This window comes from Bacillus sp. C-3-6 (assembly GCF_054509685.1).
Map to the genome: position 1 here is coordinate 1,115,458 of NZ_CM137247.1, position 22,969 is coordinate 1,138,426.

The following is a 22,969-nucleotide window of genomic DNA, read 5'->3' on the forward strand; positions in this document are numbered from 1 at the left end:
AAAATATGTCTTTTTATAAAGAGGAAATAAAAGGGGATAAATTGATTATAAGTGATGAAAGCATTGATATTTTAATGGATGCTTTTCAAAATAAAGGTGAAGAGATGCCTAAAAATATATCATAAAATTTCATAGCGACGATATTACTCGCGGGATCTTATTATGAATAAGTAAAAAACGAAGAGTCTAAATAGTCCCTTCGTTTTTTTTTACTTTATTTTTTCTCTACCAATTTCTTATTCTTCCAATCTAGTGTGAACAATTTATTAAATGTTTTTTGATCAACGTCTTTTACGTTGTTTCCAACCCAGTTTGCAGTTCCGAATGTGAAGCCTGGACGAAGTTGGTAGTCATCGGCGTGTTTTGTATAAGCGACTTGTAAGTTAGATTGATCTGTATTTTTTTCAGAGATAACAACAGCAATCATACCAGGAGAGAAACCGCTATTTGTTAATGCTGGAAGTTGATCCATCGGTATTAAATTACCTTTTGCATCAGATTCATATAGGTATGTGCGAGAGTACATGAAAAGTTGGTTTCCATATAAAGAATGATAGGAGTCACGTGTGTAAATACCCCAGTTTTGATTGTTATATCCGTTAAAGAATACGTTCCACTTTACGTTTTTGTTTGTTTGGTCAATTAAATTTGTTTTATAACTAGTTTGTTTATAGCTTACAGAGTCAGACCAAGTGACTTGACCAGTTGCACCAGCTTCACCGCTAGGGCCATTAGGCGTTACAGAAGCTTTAACAGAGCCACCAAGTTGATAAGATACGCTAGATGTTACAGTCGTTTCTTCTACAGCATTTGTAGGCGCTACGTTAAAGAAACGAGCGCTGTTATCTTGAAGGTTAAATGCAACATCATATTGTGAAGGATAACGTAATGTTGCACTAGCGCCAGGGATTGGGTAGTTATCAATAGGTGCATCACTTATAGTAGGATTTGCTTTTAGAAAACTACCAGTTGTATTAATAACGGCAATCTGTTTATCAGCGCTTGGGTCATCGATAAAAGTTACCTTTAAAGACATTGTCATATTATCAGCTTGATCATTATTAAATGTATTATAGCTCGTATGTGTTTTTGCGTTTTGTCCGATATCTGTTACAACTTGTGATGTTGTTTGAGCATAAGCAGCAGGTGTTGAAAGAGTTACAGCGCTACTAGCAAAAACAGCGGATAATGCTAAACATTTTAAATATGTTTTAGAACGTTTCATACAATCACTTCCTTTTATCTTTGTCGATATATGTCGTATTTCATTCATATCGTAACATAAAAATAAAACGGAATAGATGTATATGCATAATTGCATAGGTGAGTTTTGAAGGATAAAGATAATAGAATTTCATCCAACACTTAAGACTCTAAAATGCCCATTACAGCCGTTCCTAAAAATTTTAAGACGATATGTTTACCAATGTTTTTATTGGGAAGATTGAAGTGCTTAATATTTACGTTATAAGTGCATAACAAGTTATAATAGAAGAAATCAATAAGGAGGCTGGCTGTGAAGAATCTTCGTTATCTCAATATATTTACCATATTAATTATATACACACTACTTATGTTTTACATCGGCTGGAACGGATGGGTTTGGCTTCATGCGGTATTTGGCTGGGAATCTTGGGGATATTATGCTTTCATAGTCGCATTTATTTCATATGCGTACATCCTCGTGCAAGTGTTTAAGTTTCTGCCATTTCTGCGAACGATAGGTTCGATTTGGTTTGCGGTCATACAATATGCGCTTATGTTGTTGCCATTAGCTGATATTATGGTCTTTCTTTTACATTTTTCAGTAGAGAAAGAAGCGGCAATTATTTGGACAGGGGCGGCTGTGATAGCTGCATTTATCTTTATCTTTGCGTACGGAGTATTTAATGCGTATAGTCCGGTAGTAAGAAAGTACGAAGTGCACATACCGAAAAAAGTAGAGGGGCGTAAAAGTTTACGCATTGCGATGGCTTCTGATATGCATTTCGGTAAACTGTCTGGCGTTTCACATTTAAAAAGACTTGTTCGTCATGTAAATGAGATGGAACCTGATATTATTTTGCTGCCAGGTGATATTATCGATGATCATCCAGGTGTGTTCATTCAAAAGAATATGGGACCAATCATGAAACAAATGAAAGCACCATTAGGTGTATATGGCGTATTAGGAAACCATGAATACTACGGCAGAGCGGTTCCAGAGTTTTTACAAGAGATGGATAAGATTGATATTCGTATTCTTTTAGATGAAGTAATCACCATTGAAGATGATTTCTATCTCGTTGGAAGAAGAGATAAAACAGAGCGAGATCGCCAAAGCTTTGAAAAACTTATGAGTACAGTGGATAAATCCATGCCAGTTATCGCAATGGATCATCAGCCATTTGAGTTGAAACAGGCAGCGGATGCTGGTGTAGACTTATTGTTGTCCGGTCATACGCACCGCGGACAAATGGCGCCCAATCATATTGTAACGAGAAGAATGTACGAGCTAGACTGGGGATACGTACAAAAAGGCGCGTTCCACGCAATTGTTTCTTCTGGATTTGGATTTTGGGGACCACCGCTTAGACTTGGTAGTAGGTCGGAGATTGTGCAGGTAGAAGTTACGTTTGAATAAGGTTAAATAAAAGGGATTATACATATTAATCATGTATAATCCCTTTTATTTTTTATTTCTCAATCGCGCTCTTTACTTAAATATAATCTCAATTAGTTGTTGTGGATGTGCATTAATTAATCCATGAACAATAATAATTACCCATACCTTACGATAACGCGCCCACAAATATCCAAGGAATAGACCTACGATACCAAGGTTCACAATGACCGTAGCTGTATCAATATCCCAATGACCAGAGCCATGTAATGCGATATGCCAGCTTGCCCATAACAATGATGTAAGAAGAATAGCCGGCCAAGTACCTAGTAATAATTCCAAACGTGTTTGCAACCAAACTCTATAAAAAATCTCTTCAAGTACACTATTTATAAGAAACCCTACAAGTAAAATGGAGATTAAAATCGTGGGTTCCATTTTCATTGAAACAAATGGTGTAGAGAATATAGAAAAGAAGTTGAAGTAACCCCAGATTATAATGACAATAAGTGGTGTAAACTGATGCCATCTAATATCCCCTGTTAATTTTACTGATTTTGGTCGTTCTTTTTCGGGGTTATTTTTATAAAACAAAAGCAGCATTAATGGAGTGAATAATAATAAAATAATTTTAAATATCATAAACCACAATTGTAATGCCATTCCTTCAAAGTTCGTGGTGAGAAGACAAATCGTGAAGAGGGAGCCACTTAAGAATAAGATAGCAGTTTGAATTATGATGCGCCTTGGTTCAAATTGTTGAAGGGGATTATAGTTTTTATGATGAAATGGTAGGAAACGGACAAGGAGTATACCGACAATAACAGGGATCCACTTGTACCAAAAAGGGATTGTGCCCTTATGATCTCCACTGTAACGAATGTTCGTTTCTCCAATCCATATAAGCCAAAGAGATGAAAGCAAGATAATAAGCATAATGATACCGCCAATTAACTTCCCCGATTTTGGAAAATAACTGTCCATAGTTATTCGACCTTTCATATTATAATTGTAAGTCAGTTTCTAATTGACTCTATTCGCTGCTTTTTTCTTTAATAAATATGTATGTATAAATCTATTAAAACAAAAAAGAGGAGTCGTGGAAATGTTTTCTTTTTTTGATTAAATTTGATAAGAATAAGAGGACCTGTTTTTTATAAAAACAAAACGTTTATATTCAAATTATAGAATAGCATATTTACGCTTCTTCAAAAAAAGATAATATAAAAAGGCTTTGCTTGAAAAGGGGGATTATAAGTGATCATATCAGATGTACTATACGGAGAATTTGAAGTGGATGCAGTGCTAGAAGAATTAATTTTAAGTAAGTCTATGCAAAGATTAAAGGGAATTCATCAAGCAGGCGCAAGTTACTTAATGAACGAGAAATGGAATGTAACGCGCTTTGATCATTCAGTTGGTGTTATGTTATTAGTTAAAAAACTAGGTGGTTCAGTAGAAGAACAGATTGCTGGTTTACTGCATGACGTATCGCATACTGCTTTTTCCCACGTAATTGATTACGTTTTTGATAATGAAGATGAAAGTTATCATGAAGAGATATTTAGTTCTGTTGTGAAAAACTCAGAAATTCCAGCGATCCTTGCGAAGCATGGTTATAACTATGAAGATAATTTATTAGATGATTCGAAGTGGGCATTACTAGAAAGGTCAGCACCAGAATTATGCGCAGACCGAGTGGATTATACATTACGAGATATGTATACATATGGGTATATTTCTTTAGAAGAAGTTCACAGTTTTTTAGAGGATGTCATCGAAGTAGAGGGGAAAATGGTTCTTCAAAATATCGAAATAGCGGAATGGTTTACAGAAACGTATTACAAAGAAGTAATCGATTTCTTTATGGAACCAATGAATATTTACGGAAATGATATGTTAGCGAAAACGTTAAAGGTAGCTCTTCATAAAAGGATTATTCATGCAGATGATTTTCTTCTTGAAGATGAGGAGCTTATTTCGAAATTGCAGCAATGTAATGACCCCGAAGTAGAAGCTTTATTAAGCAAAGTTCATCAAAATGTAAAAGTAAAAGAAGATAGAAATGATTATGATTTACATCAGAAAAATAAAGTGCGTCTTATTGATCCGCTGTTACTTCGTGAAGGGAAAATTGTTCAGTCGTCTGTTGTATCAGAAAAAATAAGACAGATGAGTGATATCGCTTATGAAAAAGCGGTGAGAGGGATGTATGTGAAAGTGATTGCGGATTAGCAAAAAGAAGGTATCATCACATAAGATGATACCTTCTTTTTATTCATCTAATATTTTCCACTCATTTCCCCAGTCCTTCATCGCGTCAAAAATAGGACGGAGTGTTTCGCCTTTTTTTGTTAGTGAATATTCCACGTGAGGTGGCATAGTTGAATAGATTTTTCTCTTTATAATATTTTCTTGTTCAAGTTCTTTTAAGCGAAGAGAGAGTGTGCGTGGGCTAATGCCACTTAGACGTCTTTCAAGCTCAGCAAAACGTTTAGGACTATAGAACAAATCTCTTAAAATTAAGAAAGTCCACTTTCCACCTATTACAGACATTGTTTTTTCAATGGGACATTTCAATAAAATTTCATCGTTTTTATTTTCCATATAAACACTCCTTACTATATAAAAGTATAGGTACTATATAAAAAATCAGTAATTTTATAATTAAAGTACTTTCTTTATTATAGTTCTAAAGGAATATATAGGTAAATTACTAATTTTTGAAAGGGGAGTTAGCAAGTGGGTGGGGTGGCTAGTAGAAATTCAGATGTTCAAACAAAAGAGAAATCGGGTATTATCATTTTATTCGCTTTGGCAATGGGATTTATTATGGCAACGTTAGATGTAACAGTAGTAAATGTTGCAGTGGTGAATATTCAAGAAACATTAGGACTGGCATTGTATAGTTCGACATGGATTGTCGACGGATATATTTTATCTTTTGCGGCATTATTATTGGCTGGGGGGTCATTAGCCAATCGATTTGGAGCAAAAAAAATATATATGATTGGTTTAATTATTTTTGTGTTCGCATCTCTTTTATGTGTGATTGCTACAACTGGGAACATTCTTGTTATGGGGCGGGTAATTCAAGGTGTTGGAGCGGCTTTATTTATGCCAAGTTCACTTAGTTTATTAGTAGTATCATTCCCGGATGAAAAGAAGAGAGCTAAAATGTTTGGTATATGGTCGGCAATTGTATCCATTGCTTCTGGTACGGGTCCTTTTATTGGTGGCCTTTTAGTAAATACATTTGGTTGGCGAAGCATTTTTATTATAAACCTTCCAATTGGGATGATTGGTATTGTAGTGGCTTTTGTAATTATTCCAAATGTTTTACCGGAAAAGGAGAAAATAAATGTAGCGAATCATTTAATCGGTATAATTGCAATAACATTATTGGCGTTTACTCTAATTGAAGGTCCAAGTTATGGATGGTCCTCGTCTCAAATTTTAGGAGGAATAGTAGGGACGGTATTAACCGCAATTCTCTTTGTTTATGCAGAACGAAAGTCAAAAAACTCGGTTGTGCCAAGAGTGTTGTTCCAAAACGAGACGTTTACCTCAGCGAATATAGTTGGGTTTCTAATAAACTTTGCTTTATTTGGCGGAATATTTATGTTTGGACTCTTTTTACAAAAAGCATACGGAGCAAGTCCATTTGTAGCAGGATTACAACTATTGCCGATGATGAGTGTATTTGTTATTGGAAATTTATTATTTGCAAAAATGGTGACTAAGTTTGGCTCAAACTTGCTATTATTCATAGCGTTATTTATAGCTAGTATAGGATCTGTATTATTAATGTTTCTAGTGAAAAATGTGAGTTATATAGGAATTGCACTCATTTACAGTGTTGTTAATCTTGGAATCGGTATAGCAGTACCTGCCATGACTACAATTGTAATGAAATCTGCCGGTCGTGAAAATGGCAATATGGCTGGAGCAACTTTAAATGTAAATCGTCAAATTGGTGCATTAGTCGGTATAGCGATTATGGGAATCATTTTAAATGAATCATCGAATTGGTACAGAGGGGCAAGCTATAGTTTTTTAGTTATTGGGCTTTCCTATCTATGTGCAGCATTTTTAGTTTGGAAGTTTGTGGAGAGGGAATAAAACAAGTAGAGCATCACTTCTAGATGCTCTACTTGTTTCACATTACTGGTCAAACCAATTCCAAATCTCAATATCTCCAAGAGTCGCATAACGTACGTGCGGGGAGTTTTGTAATTTTAATAACTCTTTCGATGGGCCAGTAATAACAATTCCGTATACTTTTACACCGTTCTCTTTTACATACTCATAACGCTTATCTAAGTTCAGCTCTTTTTCAAGAGTCCAAGTAGTTTTACTTACAGTTTTTTTATGCTCAGAAAGAATGCGCATCATTTCGAGTACTTCATCTTCTTTTGTCTTCGGTCGTTCTGCTTCACTATCAGGGAGGTTTATATGTTCTGGAAATCCGATAACCTCTCCGCCATGTAGGATGAAATCTTCCTCATCTATTCTCTCTTGTCCTGTGTCTAAAGCGTACCATACAGGAGTTGGTGGCATTTCTTGTGCTTCAAATGTGCTATATAGAATAGATTCTAATTCTTGTAAAGTGTAAAGTTTGTCAAAAGATATCGCTACTTCTGCAACGGTTCCCTCATGTACTTTTGCAAGTGTATCCCACACTTTTTTAGATGGTTCTTTCAAATGATCACCTTGCTTTATTTTCGGATGAACAAAGGAAAGTTTAGAGTAATTCAATTTGTTTGCCCAAGATTTATTTGTAACAGTTACAGACGATAAGAAGCTTTTCGTTGTTACTGTACCGAATTGAACTTCTTTTTTGCCGACAGTTTTAACTAAATTCATTTCATTTTCTGTACGGAAAAAGGGTTTGATTTTTGTACTGCCTCCAGTGGAACGAATATTTGGAATTGTTGCTTCTAGTGCGAGTGCTGGAATCTCATTTACTTCAGCTAACTTTTTCATATTATTGAAGTAAAGAGAAGATGAAAAATGATCGGCAAAATAGATTGCTATACAAACCGCAAGAACAAAACTAACAGTTTGCCAACGCTGTTTCCATTTTATTTTCCAAAATGGGACATTAAGATTTTGTGGTGGTAGTCTTTTCTTGATCGGTGCACTCTTCGTAAGCAATTCATCCAAATACACTTCACATTCCTCACAAGTCTCTATATGATTTTCTAATTCTTCTTGTTCATCACGTGTGAGCGTTCCGTTTTCGTACTTCTCCCATAGTGTTTTAAATTCTGCACATCCCATCTGTATCACTCCTCTATGTTTCTCGCTTCTTTCCGTCCGCGGTGTAATTCAATTTTCACTTTCGCTAATGAGAGACCGGTCATTTCTGCTATTTCTTTATACGAGAATCCGTAGTAATCTCGTAGTAGTAGGACATTTCGTCTTTCGAGCGGAATAGAAGATAAACTTTCTAACCAACTAGCGATCTCAAATTTTACGAAATATTCATGTTCTGTACTTGGCACGTTTGGTAAATGGAATTCTTCCACTGTAGTTGTTTTATATTTTTTTTCTTTTCGATACCAATCGATAAAGGCGTTGTAGGCTATTGTAAATAACCACGGCCTAATTTCTTCGCCTTTATAATAATCAATATGGACGAGCATGCGGTAAAAGGTTTCCTGCATGAGATCTTCAGCAAAATGAGAATCTCCGGTTAGGGAGAGAAGATAGCGAAATAAATCATGCATATGATCTGAATAAATGTCTTCTAATGATTGTTTGCGTTTCACTAATTTCCCTCCCTTCATACATAACAACGAAATACATATAAAAAAGTTACAATTTTTTATGGAATTATAGTAAAAAACGTCAAGAATTGGATTGCGTTCTCTTTTATCATAATACATATAAGGCGGGTGAACAGAGATGGAAAGCTATGAAACACAAATTCAAAGGTCAATTGATTATATTGAGGAAGATGTAATGGAAAAACAAACGCTGCGTAATTTAGCTCGCATTGCAGGTTTTTCTGAGTCGCATTTTCACCGTGTATTTCAGGCATTAGTAGGTGATACAGTAATGGAGTATGTTCGAAAGAGGAGGTTAGCCCGGGCAGCTTATCAACTTTCTCATACGGATGAAAAAGTTATTGATATCGCGTTTGAACATGGCTTTCAATCTCACGAAACGTTCACGAGAGCCTTTAAAAAATTATTTCAAATGACACCGAGTGAATATCGAAAACAAGAAATCGAAACACCGATGTATTACAGAGTGAATGTAAAGCAAAGGAAATTAAATCCGTATTTAGGGGGCATACAAATGGAATATCGTATTGTAAATAAACCAGAATTTTTAGTGGCGGGTTATGAATTGAAGACGACAAGTAAAGAAGGGAAAAACCATCAAGACATTCCAGTATTTTGGCAAGAATATTTACAAAAAGATCTTGGGACAACAATTCCCAATCGTAAAGATACGAGCCAATGGGTAGAGCTTGGATTATGTACTGATTTTAATTTAGAAACAGGGGACTTCACTTACATTATCGGAATGGAAGTTACAGACTTTGAAAATGTACCAAATGAAATTGCGAAGCGTACTTTCCCGGCAGCAACATATGCAGTATTTACAACGCCGAAAGTTCCTCATGAAGAAATGGTATCGTCTATTCACCAAACTTGGAATGCAGTATTCTCAGAATGGTTCCCGCATTCAGGATATGAACATTGCGGCGTTACGGAGTTTGAACTGTACGATGAGCGTTGCCACGAAGATAAGAGTGAGTTTGCACAAGTAGAGCTTTGGATACCGGTGAAGAAAAAATAATAGGGTAAGAGCGAATCGTTGGGAGATGGTTCGCTTTTTCATAAAGGGGGAAATGGGAAAATGTTCAAAAAACTAGAATGTGTATCTATACATACGAAAGATATAGAAAGATCAGTTTCTTTCTATAAAGAAATGGGAATGAAGCAAAACTGGATGATAGAAAGAGAATTAGAAGAAGGGGTTATTTGGACGTTAATAGGATTGAAGTTTCCAGATGAGAAAAGTTCGGAGTTAGTAATAAGCAATCATCCGGATATTAATTTTACGGAAGTCGAAGTATTAGTAGAAGATGTACAACAAACGTATGAAAGTTTAAAAGATAATAAAGATGTAAAATGGATTCGCGAACCATTTCCAACAGAATCAGGACATGTTGCAGTAATGGAAGCACCTGATGAGAATGTGTTTGTGTTAGTAGGGAAATAGCTGAAATATGGAGTGACCTTTCATAGTGAGTTATGAAGGGTTATTTTTAATTTGTATAGTAGTAGAGGAAGTAGGTTAGTATTGTCGTTTTTTTCGGTAAGTCGATATATCTAGAAAATCGCTGATATAATTCGAGTTGCGCTGATATATTCAAAAAATCGCTGATATAATTTCATATACCGATAAAACACCTCAAAAAAAAACGATCCGCATAATTTCATATACCGTAAAATTCTCCCAGAAAAGAAAAAAAGACGCCACATAGCGTCTTTCCTACGAACGAAACGGAAATACAAGAATAATCGTCGTTCCTTTTCCGAGTGCACTATCAACGGAAATTGTCCCGTTATGAGCATGAACGAGCTGTTTTGTAATGGCTAGGCCAAGTCCAGTTCCGATGTTGCTTTCTTCTGTGTTTGTTCCGCGGTAATATCGTTCAAATAGAAGTTCTTTCGTTTTTTCATCCATTCCTTTTCCGTCATCTGAAATGGAGAGTGTAAAGGAATTAGCGTTTTGTGATAATTTTACGATGACAGTAGTTGTTTCGTTATTATGTTTTACAGCATTTACTAGTAAGTTTTCGATAATACGCTGGAACCATTTTTCTTCAATGAAATATTGAATTTTATTTGAGCTCGGTACGAATTCAATATTTTGATTTTGAAGTGTTGGATTATTAATAAATTGCAATAATACTTTTTGGACGAACTGATTGATTTCAACGTTTACGTGTTGGGCAGGAAGGCTGTTATTTTTTAATTGATACGTTAAGCTTAAATCATCAATTAATGTCGTCATATATTGAGATTTCTCTTTCATAACACTACCAAATTGCTGAATATCACGATCAGTCCAGTTATATTGATTCGATTCGAGTAATAATGCGTAGCCATATATAGAGCTAAGTGGTGTTTTTAAATCATGCGTTAGACCGGTAATCCATTCTTCTCGTGTTTGCTGAAGTACTTGCCTCATCGCATCGTTTTTTTTGAGTGTAATAGAAAGGTGTTCTAGTGAACTTGTTACATCTCTAAACAAACGGAATGACCATTTTTCTTTACCAGATCGCCGGAACCTGACAGGTTTTCCTTTTTTACTAATGGGTTCTTCATACTTTCCACCAGCGATATTTTTAAGCCAGCGCATCGCATGTAATAACGGTTTCCCGAATTTATTACCGTACCAAATAGAAAGAATGACTAAATAAACAAATACGATAAGAAGGATTAATCCGCATCCGATGAGAAACTTCTTAGTAAATACATCTTCAATTTCGTCATCTGGATAGTAGTGATCATTTTTCGCAGTCACAACGAGAAGGTTGCCACTATTTGCATCGTAAAAGCTAGACGTGTTTTCTTTATGATTCCACGGTTCTTTTTCATTAAGGGCGATTTGTATTGCTGAAAATGTTTTTTTCTTTCCAGCTGGATAGGCAAAAACCTCTTCGCCATTTTGATTAAATATTTGAAGTGCTGCTTTTTCTTTAGACAGTAACTGTTTTTCTTGATCTGTTAATGTAAACGAATCCATCGTTAAAGAGGAGTGATCCTTTTGAATTGCTGTCAGTAACGCATTGCTTTTTAACATACCACCATAAATAACAAGTACTTTCTTTTCTTCTAATTCAATTTCCCAATATGTAAATTTATAATTACTTTCGATATGATGTTGTATATATGCGACTAAAGATGTCTTCGTATAAGCATTCGGAACATCATTTGGTGTATTAAAGTGGTAGAGGATTTTTCCGTTTTCATCTACAACTTGGAGCCAATCATTTTTCTCCTTTATTAAATCTTGCACTTCAGATTGTAACGAAATATGCCCATCTTCTGAAGAGATGTATCTTGAAATTGTAAAACTATCAGAATCTGGAATATTAGGTTCGTATAAAGTACTAGTAAGAAGAAAAATTAAATAAGTAAAAGCAGCAACTACAGCGATAAGTAATGTAACTAAAACAAAAACGTGTTGCATGATAAATTGAATAATAAGTCGTTTATTAAAATTCATATCGTCACCCTACTTTGTAACGAACTTATAACCAAGCCCGCGAACGGTTTTTATATATTCTGGTTTACTTGGATCGTGTTCAATTTTTTCACGTAGTTTTCGAATGTGGACCATAACAGTGTTGTCATCGCCATTATAGGCAGGTGCTCCCCAAACTTTTTCGTATATTTCCTCTTTCGAAAATACGTAGTTTGGATTCTCGCAAAAGAAGAGTAGTAGTTGAAAGAGTTGAGCGGAACATTCGACAATGTGACCATTCACTGTCAGTTCTGCAGAGTGCTGATCAATTTCAAATCTGCCAAATGAAATCGAGTGTGATTTTTGTTCGTGTGGTACGGTTTGTTTCATATGTCTCCGAAGCTGTGCTTTCATACGTGCTACTACTTCTAATGGATTAAAGGGCTTCGTAATATAATCATCCGCACCGTATGAAAATCCGGATATTTTATCTAAATCAGATGCTTTTGCTGATAGGAAGAAAATTGGACAATCTGTTTGTTGGCGAATGATTGGACAAATATCAAAACCGGATTGTCCAGGAAGCATTACATCTAAAATAATTAAATCGTAATTGTTTTGCTTAGTTAGAGATAAAGCTATTTCAGCTGATGTTGCAGTTGTAATATGAGAAAAACCTTCTTTTTCAAGAATGGTAGTTAGTAATTGTAAAATTGCTGTTTCATCATCAACAAGTAAAATATTTGCTTGGTACATAAAAATCCCTCCTAATTTTCTCGAATATCATATCATCATTTTGTAACTTATGGAATTTTTAAGGAAATTTTAAGGTTTTCTTTCGCAAAAAATTAAGAATCAAATGATATGATAAAAGTAACATAGGGGAGGAGATGAGTGTGAATCCGTTTCAAGTGATGCGAGCTAGATATTTTTTAATTGTATTTGCACTATTAATTTTAATAGCGAGAAGTAGTGGCGATTTGCTAACAAGTATATTTCATATACAAAATTCTTCTTTTATAAATATCCTTATATTCTATATCCTTCCGATCGTATGGATTTTTTATGAGTATAGAAAGCATCGCATTTCATTTTCATTGTTTGTTAATAAAAATGAAACATTTAACTTGGTGCAAGTTTTATACATTACGGTTATGTTGTGCATGTTTAGTTACGGGTATCTTATTTTGTATATGTATAGTTTTTCATGGATTACACCGGACTTTATTATGAATGCCCTGCATGAACCGATTATAGATAGTACTGGGGGATATGTATATCAAGTCATTAGGGTCGTATTCATCGCACCAATTATCGGGGAGTTTGTTTTTCGCGGATTTTTACTTCAACGTTTTGCAACAAAATGGGGAACGAGCATAGCGACCATCGTTGTAGCAATATTGTTTGCGTTGTTACATGTTGATTTCCTCGGTGCAGCCATATTCAGCATCGTATTATCAATCGTATATATTCGTACGAAAAGTTTACTCATGCCAATTGCAATACATATGTTAAACAATGCATTTGTAATGGGTGCGTCTTTTTTAATAAGTAGAGAAAAAATTATAAGTTTTGCTGATTTCTCAAATTACACGACATTCTTTCCTGGACTTATTATTTTTATAACAGGATTAAACTTAGTACTTATCTTTTTATTTGTTAATCGTAAATATTGGAGTAAAGAAGTGCCAGTTATATATGCAGAGCAGGAAAAGAGCTTTTCAGATATAGTGGGGAGTAAATGAGATGAAGAAGACGGTTGAAAAAATATTAAAAGACATTATAGATGCTACGTCTATTACAGATATGTGTGATAAAAGCGTTTGTCATTGGCTTCAACCTGTAGTAGATACGATTGTGTTTCCAGAGTATTACTTATTTTCTAGTACTCATTTAAAAGAAAATATTATTTCTCTTCTTATTGTGTTCGGGGTTTTACTAATATTTGGTCTAATTGTAGAAGAAATGATGAAGCGCATCTTCAGAAAGAATGAAGAGAAGTATATGTGGATTCATAAAGTATTCGAGAAAGTAATGGTGGCTTTCCTTTTGTTTTATGGTATAAAAACAATCATTTACTTTATAGCTTTGAAACATCATTAATTCAAAATTTGAAAGGGATGTATAAAATTATATGAATGAAACGATATCATCAAATAAGTTTTTTTATTTGATTTTACTTAGTCTAGTGTTAATAACGACAGTGAATGTTATTTTGCGCTGGGAGGAAGCTTACTTTTTCATGTATTTAGCGCTTCATTTGCTAGGGATTTTATGTATAAGTGGTGGAGTGGTTACTGAAAAAAAGAATGAAGAAAGCGTTAATTATATGTGTGTTATCGGTCTTGTTTTACTTTTAGCTGTACAAGGTATTATGAAATATAGTTCTTTCTCTTTACAAGATTTTAATTTATTAATAGATGTACTTCCTTAAAGAGGCTTTTTATGTTATCTAAAAAGCAAGTAGGGTACGTGTGTTGGTTTGTACGTGCGATCCTTATTCCGGATTATGAACTAAAGAAAGTGTTTAAAGATAGGTAAAACTCTTCTTGTGTAGAAGAGTTTTTTTATGTAAATAAAAGGATCTCGAGCAATTCACATAATAAGCTTGTTCTAATTTAGCGTGTACGAACTTACAATAATAATAGACAGGCAGCATAGAGGAGGGAATAGCGTGAGGAAGGTTATTGGTTGGTCGCTTTTTTTGTACGTTGGATTTGCGTTACTTATATATTGGTATTTATTTGGATGGAATCATGAAGTTATTCCGGACATGTATAAAGGAACAAGTGCAGATCCAGAAACGTTTATGAGTGCGAGAGAGCTTACGCTAAGCCAAGATTATTCGCGCGTGAAAAATTTACTATACTTTTTAGCGACGCCTCTTGAATGGATTATTTTATTGTTTGTACTTGTGCTAGGTATTTCAAGAAAGTTTGAGAAATGGTCGAAGGAAACGACTAAAATAAGTGTCTTGCAAGTTGCGATTTATTTCTTTTATTTATCATTACTGACAACAGTGCTTGCCTTACCGATGCAATGGATTGGCCGGAAAGTGTCCGTTGATTACGGCATTTCAACGCAAAGCACACAAAGCTGGATTAAAGATCATGTTATCGGTTTTTGGGAAAGTTATGCGACTATGTTAATTGTAGTGACCGTTCTATTATGGCTTATCCGTAAATTTCCGAAGAGATGGTGGCTAGCAGGGTGGGCGCTCTCTGTTCCATTTACAATCTTTTTAACATTCATACAGCCTGTCGTTATTGACCCACTGTATAACGACTTTTCGACGCTGAAAAATAAAGAATTAGAAACGAAAATTTTAGCGATAGCAGACAAAGCGGACATTCCTGCTAAGCACGTATATGAAGTAAATATGTCAGAAAAAACGAATGCATTAAATGCTTACGTAACAGGAATTGGCCCTAACGCCCGTATTGTAATGTGGGATACAACGCTTAAGCAGTTAAAAGATAAAGAGATTTTATTTATCATGGCCCATGAGATGGGGCATTATGTTATGAAGCATATATATTTTGGCGTTGCAAGTTATGTATTGCTATCGTTTATAGGTATGTTTTTAATTAGTCGTATTATAAATATGTGTATTCGCAAATGGGGAGATACATTGCAAATTTCAAAAGTAGCATGTTTCTCCATTTTACCTTTATTTTTCTTAATTTCTTCTGTACTCTCTTTTGCAGCACAACCAGCAACAAACTACGTTTCACGTATAGAAGAAAGAGCGGCAGATCAATATGCTTTAAATATGACGAAGGATGGGAAATCTGGTGTGAAAACTTTTCAATATTTATCAAAAACAAGTTTAAGCCAAGTAAATCCGCCTGCGTTAGTGAAGTTTTTCTTATACACGCACCCACCAATTTTTGAAAGAATTCATACGTTTGAACAATATGAGAAACAAAGAAAAAAGGAGTAGCTATTATGCTACTTTTTTTTATAGAAAAATAAGTTTTATATTGGGAATATTTATCATTGCTTTTTACTGTGATTTTGTAAATAATAAGCTATAAAATTCTAAAAATCTATATATAAAGGAATAAAGGTGAAAAAATGTATTTTTTACAAAATTTAAAAGTGAAATATAAATTATTAGCGCTTATTTCATTAGCAGTTTTAGGTATGGTAATTATGAGCAGTGTAGCAATTAATTCCATTAATAAGATTAAGCACGATACAGAGGTTGTAGTAGATGATTATCAAAATTCCGCAATTTTATTAGAAGGAATGCTTCGTACACAAAATTCACTAGAATATAACTTACTAGAATTAATTACGGCGTCACAAAATGAAGTGGTAAATAAAGAGGGGATAATTGATAATATTGAAAAGGATCTTAAAAAATATGATTCTTTATTAAAAGAATATGATGATGGCGTTAATTTAAGTAAGCAAGAGGATGAGTTGTTTCAAAAGATGAAGAAATCTTTGCCAAGTTATATGGAGACATACAAGAAGTTGTTTGACAAAGCGAAGGTAACAAATGAATCTCAAATGGTAAACGAATTTCAAAAAGACTTAAAACCAAAGGGAGTAGAGTTAGCTGGTTATGCAGTGGATCTAGAATCGTATGTTTCAAACTTAGCTGATCAAGTGTTTAAAGATTCTCAAAAAATGATTGATCGATCCGTTATTACCTTTATCATTCTTGTAGTAGTTACTACAATCGTTATATGTATAGTAAGTTATATTATTAGTAAGCTTATAGTTGCACCTTTACAAACGGTTAGTCGTATGATGGAAAGAGCGAAAGAAGGAGATTTAACCGTACATGGTGATTATACTGCTAAGGATGAATTAGGTGTATTAGTAAGTAATTTTAACGAGATGATTGCAGGGCTAAGAACAAATATGCAAGAAGTAGAGAATAATATTCAGCTTCTATTCCAACATGCAGACGGAGTAGCATCTGCATCAGAAGTATCTAGTAGTGCAGCAAAAAAAATCACTATGGATATTGAAGAAGTCGCAAATGGCGCAGAGAGTCAAATGCAAGCAATGGAACAAACTGCGGGTGCGATGGAAGAGTTGACACAAGGAATGCAGAGTATAGTCAATACATCATCCTCTGTAAATGAATTATCTGCTCAATCAGCATTAGATGCAGAGAGTGGTAACAAATTAATGAAACAAATGATTCAACAGATGGATACAATCCAAAATTCGGTACATAGCGGTGTGAAACAAGTAGAGACTATGAAAGAACAATCAGAAGAAATTGTTAAAATCATTGATGTAATGCAAGGTATTACCTCTCAGATTAACTTATTAGCATTAAACGCCGCAATTGAGGCTGCACGTGCTGGTGAAAGTGGTAGAGGATTTGCAATTGTGGCAGATGAAGTGCGGAAATTAGCAGAACAATCTAGTGATTCTGCAAAACAAATTGAGAATCTTATTACTCAAGTTATGGGAACAACGAACCATACGGTACATATGATGGGGAAAGTAGATAATGAGGTAGAGGCAGGTACACAAGTAGTAATGCACACAGAAAAAGTATTTGGAACAATTACAGAAAAAGTACAACAAGTATCTGAGCAAATTCAAACGGTATCTATGTCTACAGATGAAATTGCAGCGAGTAGTGAGGAAATCTCGGCTTCTGCAGAAGACATGGCTCAAATTTCCCAAAGATCATCTGACCGAACTGATAGGGTAAAAGAGTCTATTCAACAGCAAGAAAAATCTGTTCAAGAGATTTCGGTTTCAATTGAACATATGCATAATGCAGCAGGAAAATTAAAACAAATAGTTGCCCAATTTACTCTTCAAAAGTAGTAGCATATTTGAGTGTTAATAAATATAAAAAAAGCATCCTCTTTTAATAAAAAAGGATGCTTTTTTTATTACTACTATTCGTAGATTTCCGGCATTTTCAAGGCGATGATTACAGCTACAGGACTTATACATACTAGATTTGTATATTACTTATTTTTTGACAGTTTAAGAGATTTATCGACGAGACTCATTTCTGTATTAGTGTTTTTAGATCCTGCTGTTGCCAAACTATTAGACCGGATTTAGATGCAAGTAATAGGGATTATCCTTATATTTGTAGGGATGGCACTAACTTTTCGCAAGGGAAGAGAAGGCGAGTTATCAGTGAAGGGAATGCTACCTCTGAAATATAAATCATGAATATAGTAATCGCCATTAGGTATCTCCTTTAGGTCCCAATAAAGGGAAGTTGTAAAGTGAAAAGGAGTTTATAAAGAAATTGTAGAATGTTTTAGTATATAACACCTTAGATGTGACAACTTCCTTTTTGAAAAAGAAAGAAGAAGGCATAAAGCAGAAAGGTAGTGGAAATATTTCTCCTAGAAGATTTGCATTTTATCTTACATTCACCAAAAAAGAGTACTCCTGAAACAATGAAATTCATTTTATTTGAATGAAATAGGGAGAGAGGATAATGAAGAAAAAAATATTGGGTGTAATGATGATTGCGACAATGGCAGGAGGTATATTTGCAGGGACGAATGTGACGCCTGTAAAAGCGGAAGAGTATCCACAAATGATTGTGTTTGAAGATGTTCCATACGGATTTTGGGCATATGATGCTATTATGGATTTAGCATATCATAAAATTATATTAGGGTATGGAAACGGGAAGTATGGTGTTGGTGATCTTATAACACGTGAACAAGTAGCTGGGACTATTTACAGAACACTTGAGATAAAAGAAGAAGGATTAGTAGCGAATCCATATAAAGATGTTTCTGATAGTACAACAACTTTTAAAAAGGAAATTTTGGCGTTAACAAAACGTGGTGTTTTTACAGGGGATGGCCAAGGGAATTTTAGGCCGAAAGCACCAATCTCTAGAGCGGAAATGGCTGTCATTTTAAAACGAGCATTTAATTTTGAAACGAAACAAAAACATACATTTAAAGATATTCCAAAAGGCCACTGGGCAGAAGATGCAATTAGTGCGCTACAATCTAATAATGTTGTAAGAGGAACTGGGAATGGCATGTATGAATTAAATCGCCCTGTACCTAGAGAACAATATGCTCAGTTTATTAATAATGCGATTATTAATTATCATTTGAAAGAGGATTGGAAATAGAGTGAAATATGAAAGCACAAATAGAAATATTTGTGCTTTTTTGTTTGTTTAAAAAAGAATTATTATTCGTTTATTTGTATTTTTAATGTTATACATAAGCTTTATAATCAACCTCATAAACAAGACATGATGTGTAATATGATTCACAAAACCGTCACGAAATGTGTCGAAAAATATATTGTCACTATACCATTTATTCTGTATATTTTTAAAAAAACATATACATATTGGGGAGATAATTTGATGAGCAAAAAATTATTAAAAACAGCTACAGCATTAACAATTATGGGTGGGGTGTTATTCTCAGCAGAGAGTAACAGTGTAAAAGCGGAAAGTGCACCGTTGCAAAAAACAAATACAATTGTATTTAAAGATGTACCAAAAGGACATTGGGCATATGAGGCAATTCATGAATTAGCGGAACAAGAAATTATTTTGGGATATGGCGATGGAATATTCGGTTTTGGGGATAATGTAACACGTGAGCAAGTTGCAGCTTTAATTTACCGTGTGTTTGATATGGAAGAACAAGATGAATATGAAAACCCATATGGAGATATTGATGAAAATTCAACAAGCTTTATCGAGGAGATATTGGCTTTAACGGAAATGGGAATTTTCCAGGGAGACGAGAATGGAAACTTTAGACCGAAGGCGACGTTAACGCGTGCGGAAATGGCACAAGTTCTTACGAATGCTTTTGACTTACAGGCCAAGGGATCTCATAACTTTAATGATGTTTCAGCAAATTCATGGGCAACGAATGCAATTAGTGCAGTACAAACAAATGGTATTACAATGGGAATCGGAGAAGGTAAATTCGGTCCGTCTATGAAGGTAACGAGAGAACAATACGCACAGTTTTTACATAGAGCAATATTGCATGATATGGAACAAGGGCAGTAATAAAGTTTAACTAGTCAAAGTGAAATTTAAAAATAATACAAAAAGGTCGTTGTTGTATAACAGCGGCCTTTTTTGTATGAAATAAAGCACGAAAGAATGGCGTTTTGAAAAAAAATGAAATGAATTTTCAAAAAAAACTTCCTTTTCTGAAGATTTGTTATATAATATAAAACATGAAATCAAATCTGTTATAAAACAGTTTAAGAAGGGGATGCTAATATGTCGACGCAAACTTCACGGGTTACACTCGTTGGAGAAATGTTACCAGCGTACAACGAAATATTGACACCTGAGGTGCTTAGTTTTTTGAAGGAACTACATGAGAATTTCAATGAGCGCCGCATAGAACTTTTACAAAAACGTGTAGAAAAACAAAAGAGAATTGATGCAGGGGAGTTTCCGAAGTTTCTAGAAGAAACAAAACACATACGTGAAGCGGATTGGACAATTGCCAAGCTGCCAAAAGACTTAGAGGATCGCCGCGTAGAGATTACTGGACCGGTAGATAGAAAGATGGTCATTAACGCTTTAAATTCAGGAGCGCATCTTTTTATGGCGGATTTTGAAGATTCGAATGCACCAACTTGGGAAAACGCAGTTGAAGGTCAAATCAATTTACGAGATGCAGTAAAGGGAACGATTTCACATAAAAATGATAAAGGGAAAGAATATAGATTAAATGAGAAAACAGCTGTACTCATTGTACGTCCAAGAGGATGGCATTTAGAGGAAAAGCATATGCAAGTTGATGGGAAGAATATGTCGGGTAGCTTAGTAGATTTCGGCTTGTACTTTTTCCATAATGCGAAAGCTCTTTTAGCAAAAGGGAGCGGCCCATACTTTTACTTACCAAAAATGGAAAGTTATTTAGAAGCGAGATTATGGAATGATGTATTCGTATTTGCTCAAAAATATATCGGCATTCCAAATGGAACGATTAAAGCAACTGTGTTACTGGAAACGATTCACGCTTCGTTTGAAATGGATGAAATTTTATATGAGCTAAAAGATCATTCTGCTGGCTTAAACTGCGGAAGATGGGATTATATTTTTAGCTTTTTAAAGAGTTTCCGTAATCATAATAAATTCTTACTACCAGATAGAGCACAAGTCACGATGACGGCGCCATTTATGCGTTCGTATTCTTTGAAAGTAATTCAAACATGTCACCGCCGTAATGCACCAGCAATTGGAGGAATGGCGGCACAAATTCCGATTAAAAATAATCCAGAAGCAAATGAAGCAGCTTTTGAAAAAGTGCGTGCTGATAAGGAACGCGAAGCTTTAGACGGTCATGACGGGACTTGGGTTGCCCACCCTGGACTTGTACCGGTTGCAATGGAAGTATTTAATCACATTATGAAAACACCGAATCAAATTTTTAGAAAACGTGAAGAAATATATGTAACAGAAAACGATTTACTAGATGTACCAGTGGGAACGATTACAGAAGAGGGCCTTCGCATGAATATTAGCGTAGGTATTCAATATATTGCATCTTGGTTAAGCGGACGGGGAGCAGCACCCATTTATAACTTAATGGAAGATGCGGCAACTGCTGAAATTTCAAGAGCACAAGTATGGCAATGGATTCGTCATGAAGGTGGAAAACTAAATGATGGTCGTAATATTACGCTTGAATTAATGGAAGAGCTAAAAGAAGAAGAATTAGCAAAAATAGAAAGAGAGATTGGTAAGGAAGCCTTTAAGAAAGGGAGATTCCAAGAGGCGACAACGTTGTTTACAAATCTCGTTCGAAATGATGAATTCGTACCATTTTTAACATTACCGGGTTATGAAATTTTATAAAAAATGAGAAGGGGATGGAACAAATGAAAAACGAAAGAATCGAGAAATTACAAGAAAACTGGGAATTAGATGAGCGTTGGAAAGGGATTACACGTCCATATTCGGCAGAAGATGTAATTCGCCTGCGCGGATCGATTGATATTGAACATACATTAGCGCGCCGCGGTGCGGAGAAGCTTTGGACATCGCTTCATACAGAAGACTATATTAACGCACTTGGCGCATTAACAGGAAACCAAGCGATGCAACAAGTAAAAGCTGGGTTAAAAGCGATTTACTTAAGTGGTTGGCAAGTAGCAGCTGATGCAAACCTTTCTGGACATATGTATCCAGACCAAAGTTTATATCCAGCGAACAGCGTACCTGCTGTAGTGAAACGAATTAATCAAACGCTTCAACGTGCGGATCAAATTCAGCATATGGAAGGAAGCGATGATACAGACTATTTCGTACCGATTGTAGCAGATGCAGAAGCTGGATTTGGTGGACAATTAAACGTATTCGAACTGATGAAAGGTATGATTGAAGCAGGTGCATCAGGTGTGCATTTTGAAGATCAATTATCTTCAGAGAAAAAATGTGGCCATTTAGGCGGAAAAGTACTACTACCAACGCAAACAGCAGTACGCAATTTAATTTCTGCACGCCTTGCAGCAGATGTAATGGGAGTGCCGACAATTATCGTTGCAAGAACAGATGCGGATGCAGCTGATTTAATTACGAGCGATATCGATCCTGTTGATAAAGCATTTATTACAGGAGAAAGAACACCAGAAGGATTTTACCGTACGAATGCAGGTCTTGATCAAGCAATTGCGCGCGGTTTAGCGTATGCACCGTATGCAGACCTCGTTTGGTGTGAAACGTCGGAACCAAATTTAGAAGATGCAAAACGATTTGCGGACGCAATTCATAAGGAGCATCCAGGGAAGCTACTTGCATATAACTGCTCACCTTCATTCAACTGGAAACAAAAACTAGATGAAAAAACAATTGCAAGCTTCCAAAAGGAAATCGCATCTTACGGTTACAAGTTCCAATTCGTAACACTTGCTGGATTCCATTCATTAAATTACGGTATGTTTGAACTAGCACGTGGCTATAAAGAGCGCGGCATGGCAGCATACTCTGAACTACAACAAGCAGAATTCGCAGCTGAAAAACACGGCTACTCTGCAACACGTCATCAACGCGAAGTAGGAACAGGTTACTTTGATGAAGTTGCACAAGTGATTACAGGCGGAACTTCATCAACGACAGCGTTAAAAGGATCTACAGAAGAAGCACAGTTTACGAAATAAAAGGAAGGGGCACCTTTTTGAAAGGTGCCCCTTGTTAGTTTG

The 22,969-nt window shown here is 35.2% G+C and carries 21 protein-coding genes and 3 pseudogenes; 16 read left to right on the forward strand and 8 right to left on the reverse strand.

Annotation, left to right across the window (positions count from 1 at the left end):
• Positions 1-214 precede the first annotated feature (214 nt).
• Both cytK2 and ACW0JX_RS05715 read right to left on the reverse strand, forming a co-directional pair.
• Positions 215-1,225: a beta-channel forming cytolysin CytK2 gene (gene cytK2, locus ACW0JX_RS05710; protein ID WP_000830627.1), complete on the reverse strand. Its 1,011-nt coding sequence runs from the start codon at positions 1,223-1,225 to the stop codon at positions 215-217.
• A 143-nt stretch (positions 1,226-1,368) separates the two neighbouring features.
• Positions 1,369-1,482 (reverse strand): annotated as a pseudogene (locus tag ACW0JX_RS05715) (TetR family transcriptional regulator); the annotation flags it as partial.
• A 34-nt stretch (positions 1,483-1,516) separates the two neighbouring features.
• Here ACW0JX_RS05715 and ACW0JX_RS05720 point away from each other — a divergent pair.
• A complete protein-coding gene (locus ACW0JX_RS05720; RefSeq protein WP_459245485.1) occupies positions 1,517-2,623 on the forward strand; it encodes a metallophosphoesterase in 1,107 nt (368 codons plus the stop codon).
• Positions 2,624-2,695: 72 nt separating this feature from the next.
• Here ACW0JX_RS05720 and ACW0JX_RS05725 read toward each other — a convergent pair whose 3' ends face one another.
• The gene (locus tag ACW0JX_RS05725; RefSeq protein WP_428191919.1) at positions 2,696-3,586 is read right to left on the reverse strand and encodes a CPBP family intramembrane glutamic endopeptidase; all 891 of its coding nucleotides are present in this window, start codon (positions 3,584-3,586) and stop codon (positions 2,696-2,698) included.
• A 273-nt stretch (positions 3,587-3,859) separates the two neighbouring features.
• On the opposite strand from ACW0JX_RS05725, the gene ACW0JX_RS05730 reads away from it, so the two are divergent.
• The gene (locus tag ACW0JX_RS05730; protein ID WP_406651847.1) at positions 3,860-4,837 is read left to right on the forward strand and encodes an HD domain-containing protein; all 978 of its coding nucleotides are present in this window, start codon (positions 3,860-3,862) and stop codon (positions 4,835-4,837) included.
• Positions 4,838-4,876: 39 nt separating this feature from the next.
• On the opposite strand, the gene ACW0JX_RS05735 is transcribed toward ACW0JX_RS05730, so the two are convergent.
• Positions 4,877-5,209, reverse strand: coding sequence for a winged helix-turn-helix transcriptional regulator (locus tag ACW0JX_RS05735; RefSeq protein WP_064532861.1), 333 nt, complete (start codon positions 5,207-5,209; stop codon positions 4,877-4,879).
• A 135-nt stretch (positions 5,210-5,344) separates the two neighbouring features.
• Between ACW0JX_RS05735 and ACW0JX_RS05740 the strand changes: the two genes are divergently transcribed.
• Positions 5,345-6,724, forward strand: a complete 1,380-nt coding sequence (locus ACW0JX_RS05740) for an MFS transporter (protein WP_197234240.1) — start codon at positions 5,345-5,347, stop codon at positions 6,722-6,724.
• 42 nt (positions 6,725-6,766) lie between these two features.
• Here the strand turns inward: ACW0JX_RS05740 and ACW0JX_RS05745 are convergent, their stop codons facing one another.
• Positions 6,767-7,885: an anti-sigma factor gene (locus ACW0JX_RS05745; protein WP_064532865.1), complete on the reverse strand. Its 1,119-nt coding sequence runs from the start codon at positions 7,883-7,885 to the stop codon at positions 6,767-6,769.
• Between the two features lie 5 nt (positions 7,886-7,890).
• Positions 7,891-8,394 carry an RNA polymerase sigma factor gene (locus ACW0JX_RS05750; RefSeq protein ID WP_003269770.1) on the reverse strand — a complete coding sequence of 168 codons (504 nt, stop codon included), beginning with the start codon at positions 8,392-8,394 and terminating at the stop codon, positions 7,891-7,893.
• A 118-nt stretch (positions 8,395-8,512) separates the two neighbouring features.
• Between ACW0JX_RS05750 and ACW0JX_RS05755 the strand changes: the two genes are divergently transcribed.
• Both ACW0JX_RS05755 and ACW0JX_RS05760 read left to right on the forward strand, forming a co-directional pair.
• Positions 8,513-9,415, forward strand: coding sequence for an AraC family transcriptional regulator (locus ACW0JX_RS05755; protein ID WP_000446842.1), 903 nt, complete (start codon positions 8,513-8,515; stop codon positions 9,413-9,415).
• Between the two features lie 60 nt (positions 9,416-9,475).
• Positions 9,476-9,841 carry a VOC family protein gene (locus tag ACW0JX_RS05760; RefSeq protein ID WP_000473644.1) on the forward strand — a complete coding sequence of 122 codons (366 nt, stop codon included), beginning with the start codon at positions 9,476-9,478 and terminating at the stop codon, positions 9,839-9,841.
• 273 nt (positions 9,842-10,114) lie between these two features.
• Here the strand turns inward: ACW0JX_RS05760 and ACW0JX_RS05765 are convergent, their stop codons facing one another.
• Both ACW0JX_RS05765 and ACW0JX_RS05770 read right to left on the reverse strand, forming a co-directional pair.
• On the reverse strand, positions 10,115-11,857 hold the full coding sequence (locus tag ACW0JX_RS05765; RefSeq protein ID WP_001010445.1) for a sensor histidine kinase: 1,743 nt from the start codon (positions 11,855-11,857) through the stop codon (positions 10,115-10,117).
• A gap of 9 nt (positions 11,858-11,866) precedes the next feature.
• Positions 11,867-12,571, reverse strand: coding sequence for a response regulator transcription factor (locus tag ACW0JX_RS05770; RefSeq protein ID WP_459245486.1), 705 nt, complete (start codon positions 12,569-12,571; stop codon positions 11,867-11,869).
• Between the two features lie 140 nt (positions 12,572-12,711).
• Here ACW0JX_RS05770 and ACW0JX_RS05775 point away from each other — a divergent pair, with 140 nt between their 5' ends.
• The 11 genes and pseudogenes from ACW0JX_RS05775 to aceA all read left to right on the forward strand — a co-directional run bounded on the left by ACW0JX_RS05775 (position 12,712) and on the right by aceA (position 22,927).
• A complete protein-coding gene (locus ACW0JX_RS05775) occupies positions 12,712-13,560 on the forward strand; it encodes a CPBP family intramembrane glutamic endopeptidase (RefSeq protein WP_459245487.1) in 849 nt (282 codons plus the stop codon).
• A gap of 1 nt (position 13,561) precedes the next feature.
• Positions 13,562-13,918, forward strand: a complete 357-nt coding sequence (locus tag ACW0JX_RS05780; protein ID WP_023521404.1) for a hypothetical protein — start codon at positions 13,562-13,564, stop codon at positions 13,916-13,918.
• 31 nt (positions 13,919-13,949) lie between these two features.
• On the forward strand, positions 13,950-14,249 hold the full coding sequence (locus ACW0JX_RS05785; RefSeq protein WP_016082517.1) for a DUF2101 family protein: 300 nt from the start codon (positions 13,950-13,952) through the stop codon (positions 14,247-14,249).
• A gap of 240 nt (positions 14,250-14,489) precedes the next feature.
• Positions 14,490-15,758 (forward strand): M48 family metallopeptidase, encoded by a 1,269-nt coding sequence (locus tag ACW0JX_RS05790; protein ID WP_459245488.1) that lies wholly within the window; start codon positions 14,490-14,492, stop codon positions 15,756-15,758.
• A gap of 134 nt (positions 15,759-15,892) precedes the next feature.
• Positions 15,893-16,672 (forward strand): annotated as a pseudogene (locus ACW0JX_RS05795) (MCP four helix bundle domain-containing protein); the annotation flags it as partial.
• A 156-nt stretch (positions 16,673-16,828) separates the two neighbouring features.
• Positions 16,829-17,620, forward strand: coding sequence for a methyl-accepting chemotaxis protein (locus tag ACW0JX_RS05800; RefSeq protein WP_459245781.1), 792 nt, complete (start codon positions 16,829-16,831; stop codon positions 17,618-17,620).
• Between the two features lie 59 nt (positions 17,621-17,679).
• Positions 17,680-17,973 (forward strand): annotated as a pseudogene (locus ACW0JX_RS05805) (EamA family transporter); the annotation flags it as partial.
• Positions 17,974-18,254: 281 nt separating this feature from the next.
• Positions 18,255-18,911: an S-layer homology domain-containing protein gene (locus ACW0JX_RS05810; RefSeq protein WP_459245489.1), complete on the forward strand. Its 657-nt coding sequence runs from the start codon at positions 18,255-18,257 to the stop codon at positions 18,909-18,911.
• 138 nt (positions 18,912-19,049) lie between these two features.
• On the forward strand, positions 19,050-19,817 hold the full coding sequence (locus tag ACW0JX_RS05815; protein WP_113304420.1) for an S-layer homology domain-containing protein: 768 nt from the start codon (positions 19,050-19,052) through the stop codon (positions 19,815-19,817).
• A gap of 219 nt (positions 19,818-20,036) precedes the next feature.
• Positions 20,037-21,626 (forward strand): malate synthase A, encoded by a 1,590-nt coding sequence (gene aceB, locus ACW0JX_RS05820; RefSeq protein WP_459245490.1) that lies wholly within the window; start codon positions 20,037-20,039, stop codon positions 21,624-21,626.
• Between the two features lie 23 nt (positions 21,627-21,649).
• Positions 21,650-22,927 carry an isocitrate lyase gene (gene aceA, locus ACW0JX_RS05825; RefSeq protein WP_089170586.1) on the forward strand — a complete coding sequence of 426 codons (1,278 nt, stop codon included), beginning with the start codon at positions 21,650-21,652 and terminating at the stop codon, positions 22,925-22,927.
• Positions 22,928-22,969: the final 42 nt, after the last annotated feature.

What these genes read in the sequence shown, in the direction of transcription:
- ACW0JX_RS05780 (WP_023521404.1), top strand. Translation starts at nt 13,562, where the DNA reads ATGAAGAAGACGGTTGAAAAAATATTAAAAGACATTATAGATGCTACG.
- ACW0JX_RS05800 (WP_459245781.1), top strand. Translation starts at nt 16,829, where the DNA reads ATGCAAGCAATGGAACAAACTGCGGGTGCGATGGAAGAGTTGACACAA.
- ACW0JX_RS05785 (WP_016082517.1), top strand. Translation starts at nt 13,950, where the DNA reads ATGAATGAAACGATATCATCAAATAAGTTTTTTTATTTGATTTTACTT.
- ACW0JX_RS05750 (WP_003269770.1), bottom strand. Translation starts at nt 8,394, where the DNA reads ATGAAGGGAGGGAAATTAGTGAAACGCAAACAATCATTAGAAGACATT.
- ACW0JX_RS05810 (WP_459245489.1), top strand. Translation starts at nt 18,255, where the DNA reads ATGAAGAAAAAAATATTGGGTGTAATGATGATTGCGACAATGGCAGGA.
- aceA (WP_089170586.1), top strand. Translation starts at nt 21,650, where the DNA reads ATGAAAAACGAAAGAATCGAGAAATTACAAGAAAACTGGGAATTAGAT.
- aceB (WP_459245490.1), top strand. Translation starts at nt 20,037, where the DNA reads ATGTCGACGCAAACTTCACGGGTTACACTCGTTGGAGAAATGTTACCA.
- ACW0JX_RS05735 (WP_064532861.1), bottom strand. Translation starts at nt 5,209, where the DNA reads ATGGAAAATAAAAACGATGAAATTTTATTGAAATGTCCCATTGAAAAA.
- ACW0JX_RS05770 (WP_459245486.1), bottom strand. Translation starts at nt 12,571, where the DNA reads ATGTACCAAGCAAATATTTTACTTGTTGATGATGAAACAGCAATTTTA.
- ACW0JX_RS05755 (WP_000446842.1), top strand. Translation starts at nt 8,513, where the DNA reads ATGGAAAGCTATGAAACACAAATTCAAAGGTCAATTGATTATATTGAG.
- ACW0JX_RS05765 (WP_001010445.1), bottom strand. Translation starts at nt 11,857, where the DNA reads ATGAATTTTAATAAACGACTTATTATTCAATTTATCATGCAACACGTT.
- ACW0JX_RS05760 (WP_000473644.1), top strand. Translation starts at nt 9,476, where the DNA reads ATGTTCAAAAAACTAGAATGTGTATCTATACATACGAAAGATATAGAA.
- ACW0JX_RS05745 (WP_064532865.1), bottom strand. Translation starts at nt 7,885, where the DNA reads ATGGGATGTGCAGAATTTAAAACACTATGGGAGAAGTACGAAAACGGA.
- cytK2 (WP_000830627.1), bottom strand. Translation starts at nt 1,225, where the DNA reads ATGAAACGTTCTAAAACATATTTAAAATGTTTAGCATTATCCGCTGTT.
- ACW0JX_RS05725 (WP_428191919.1), bottom strand. Translation starts at nt 3,586, where the DNA reads ATGGACAGTTATTTTCCAAAATCGGGGAAGTTAATTGGCGGTATCATT.
- ACW0JX_RS05815 (WP_113304420.1), top strand. Translation starts at nt 19,050, where the DNA reads ATGATTCACAAAACCGTCACGAAATGTGTCGAAAAATATATTGTCACT.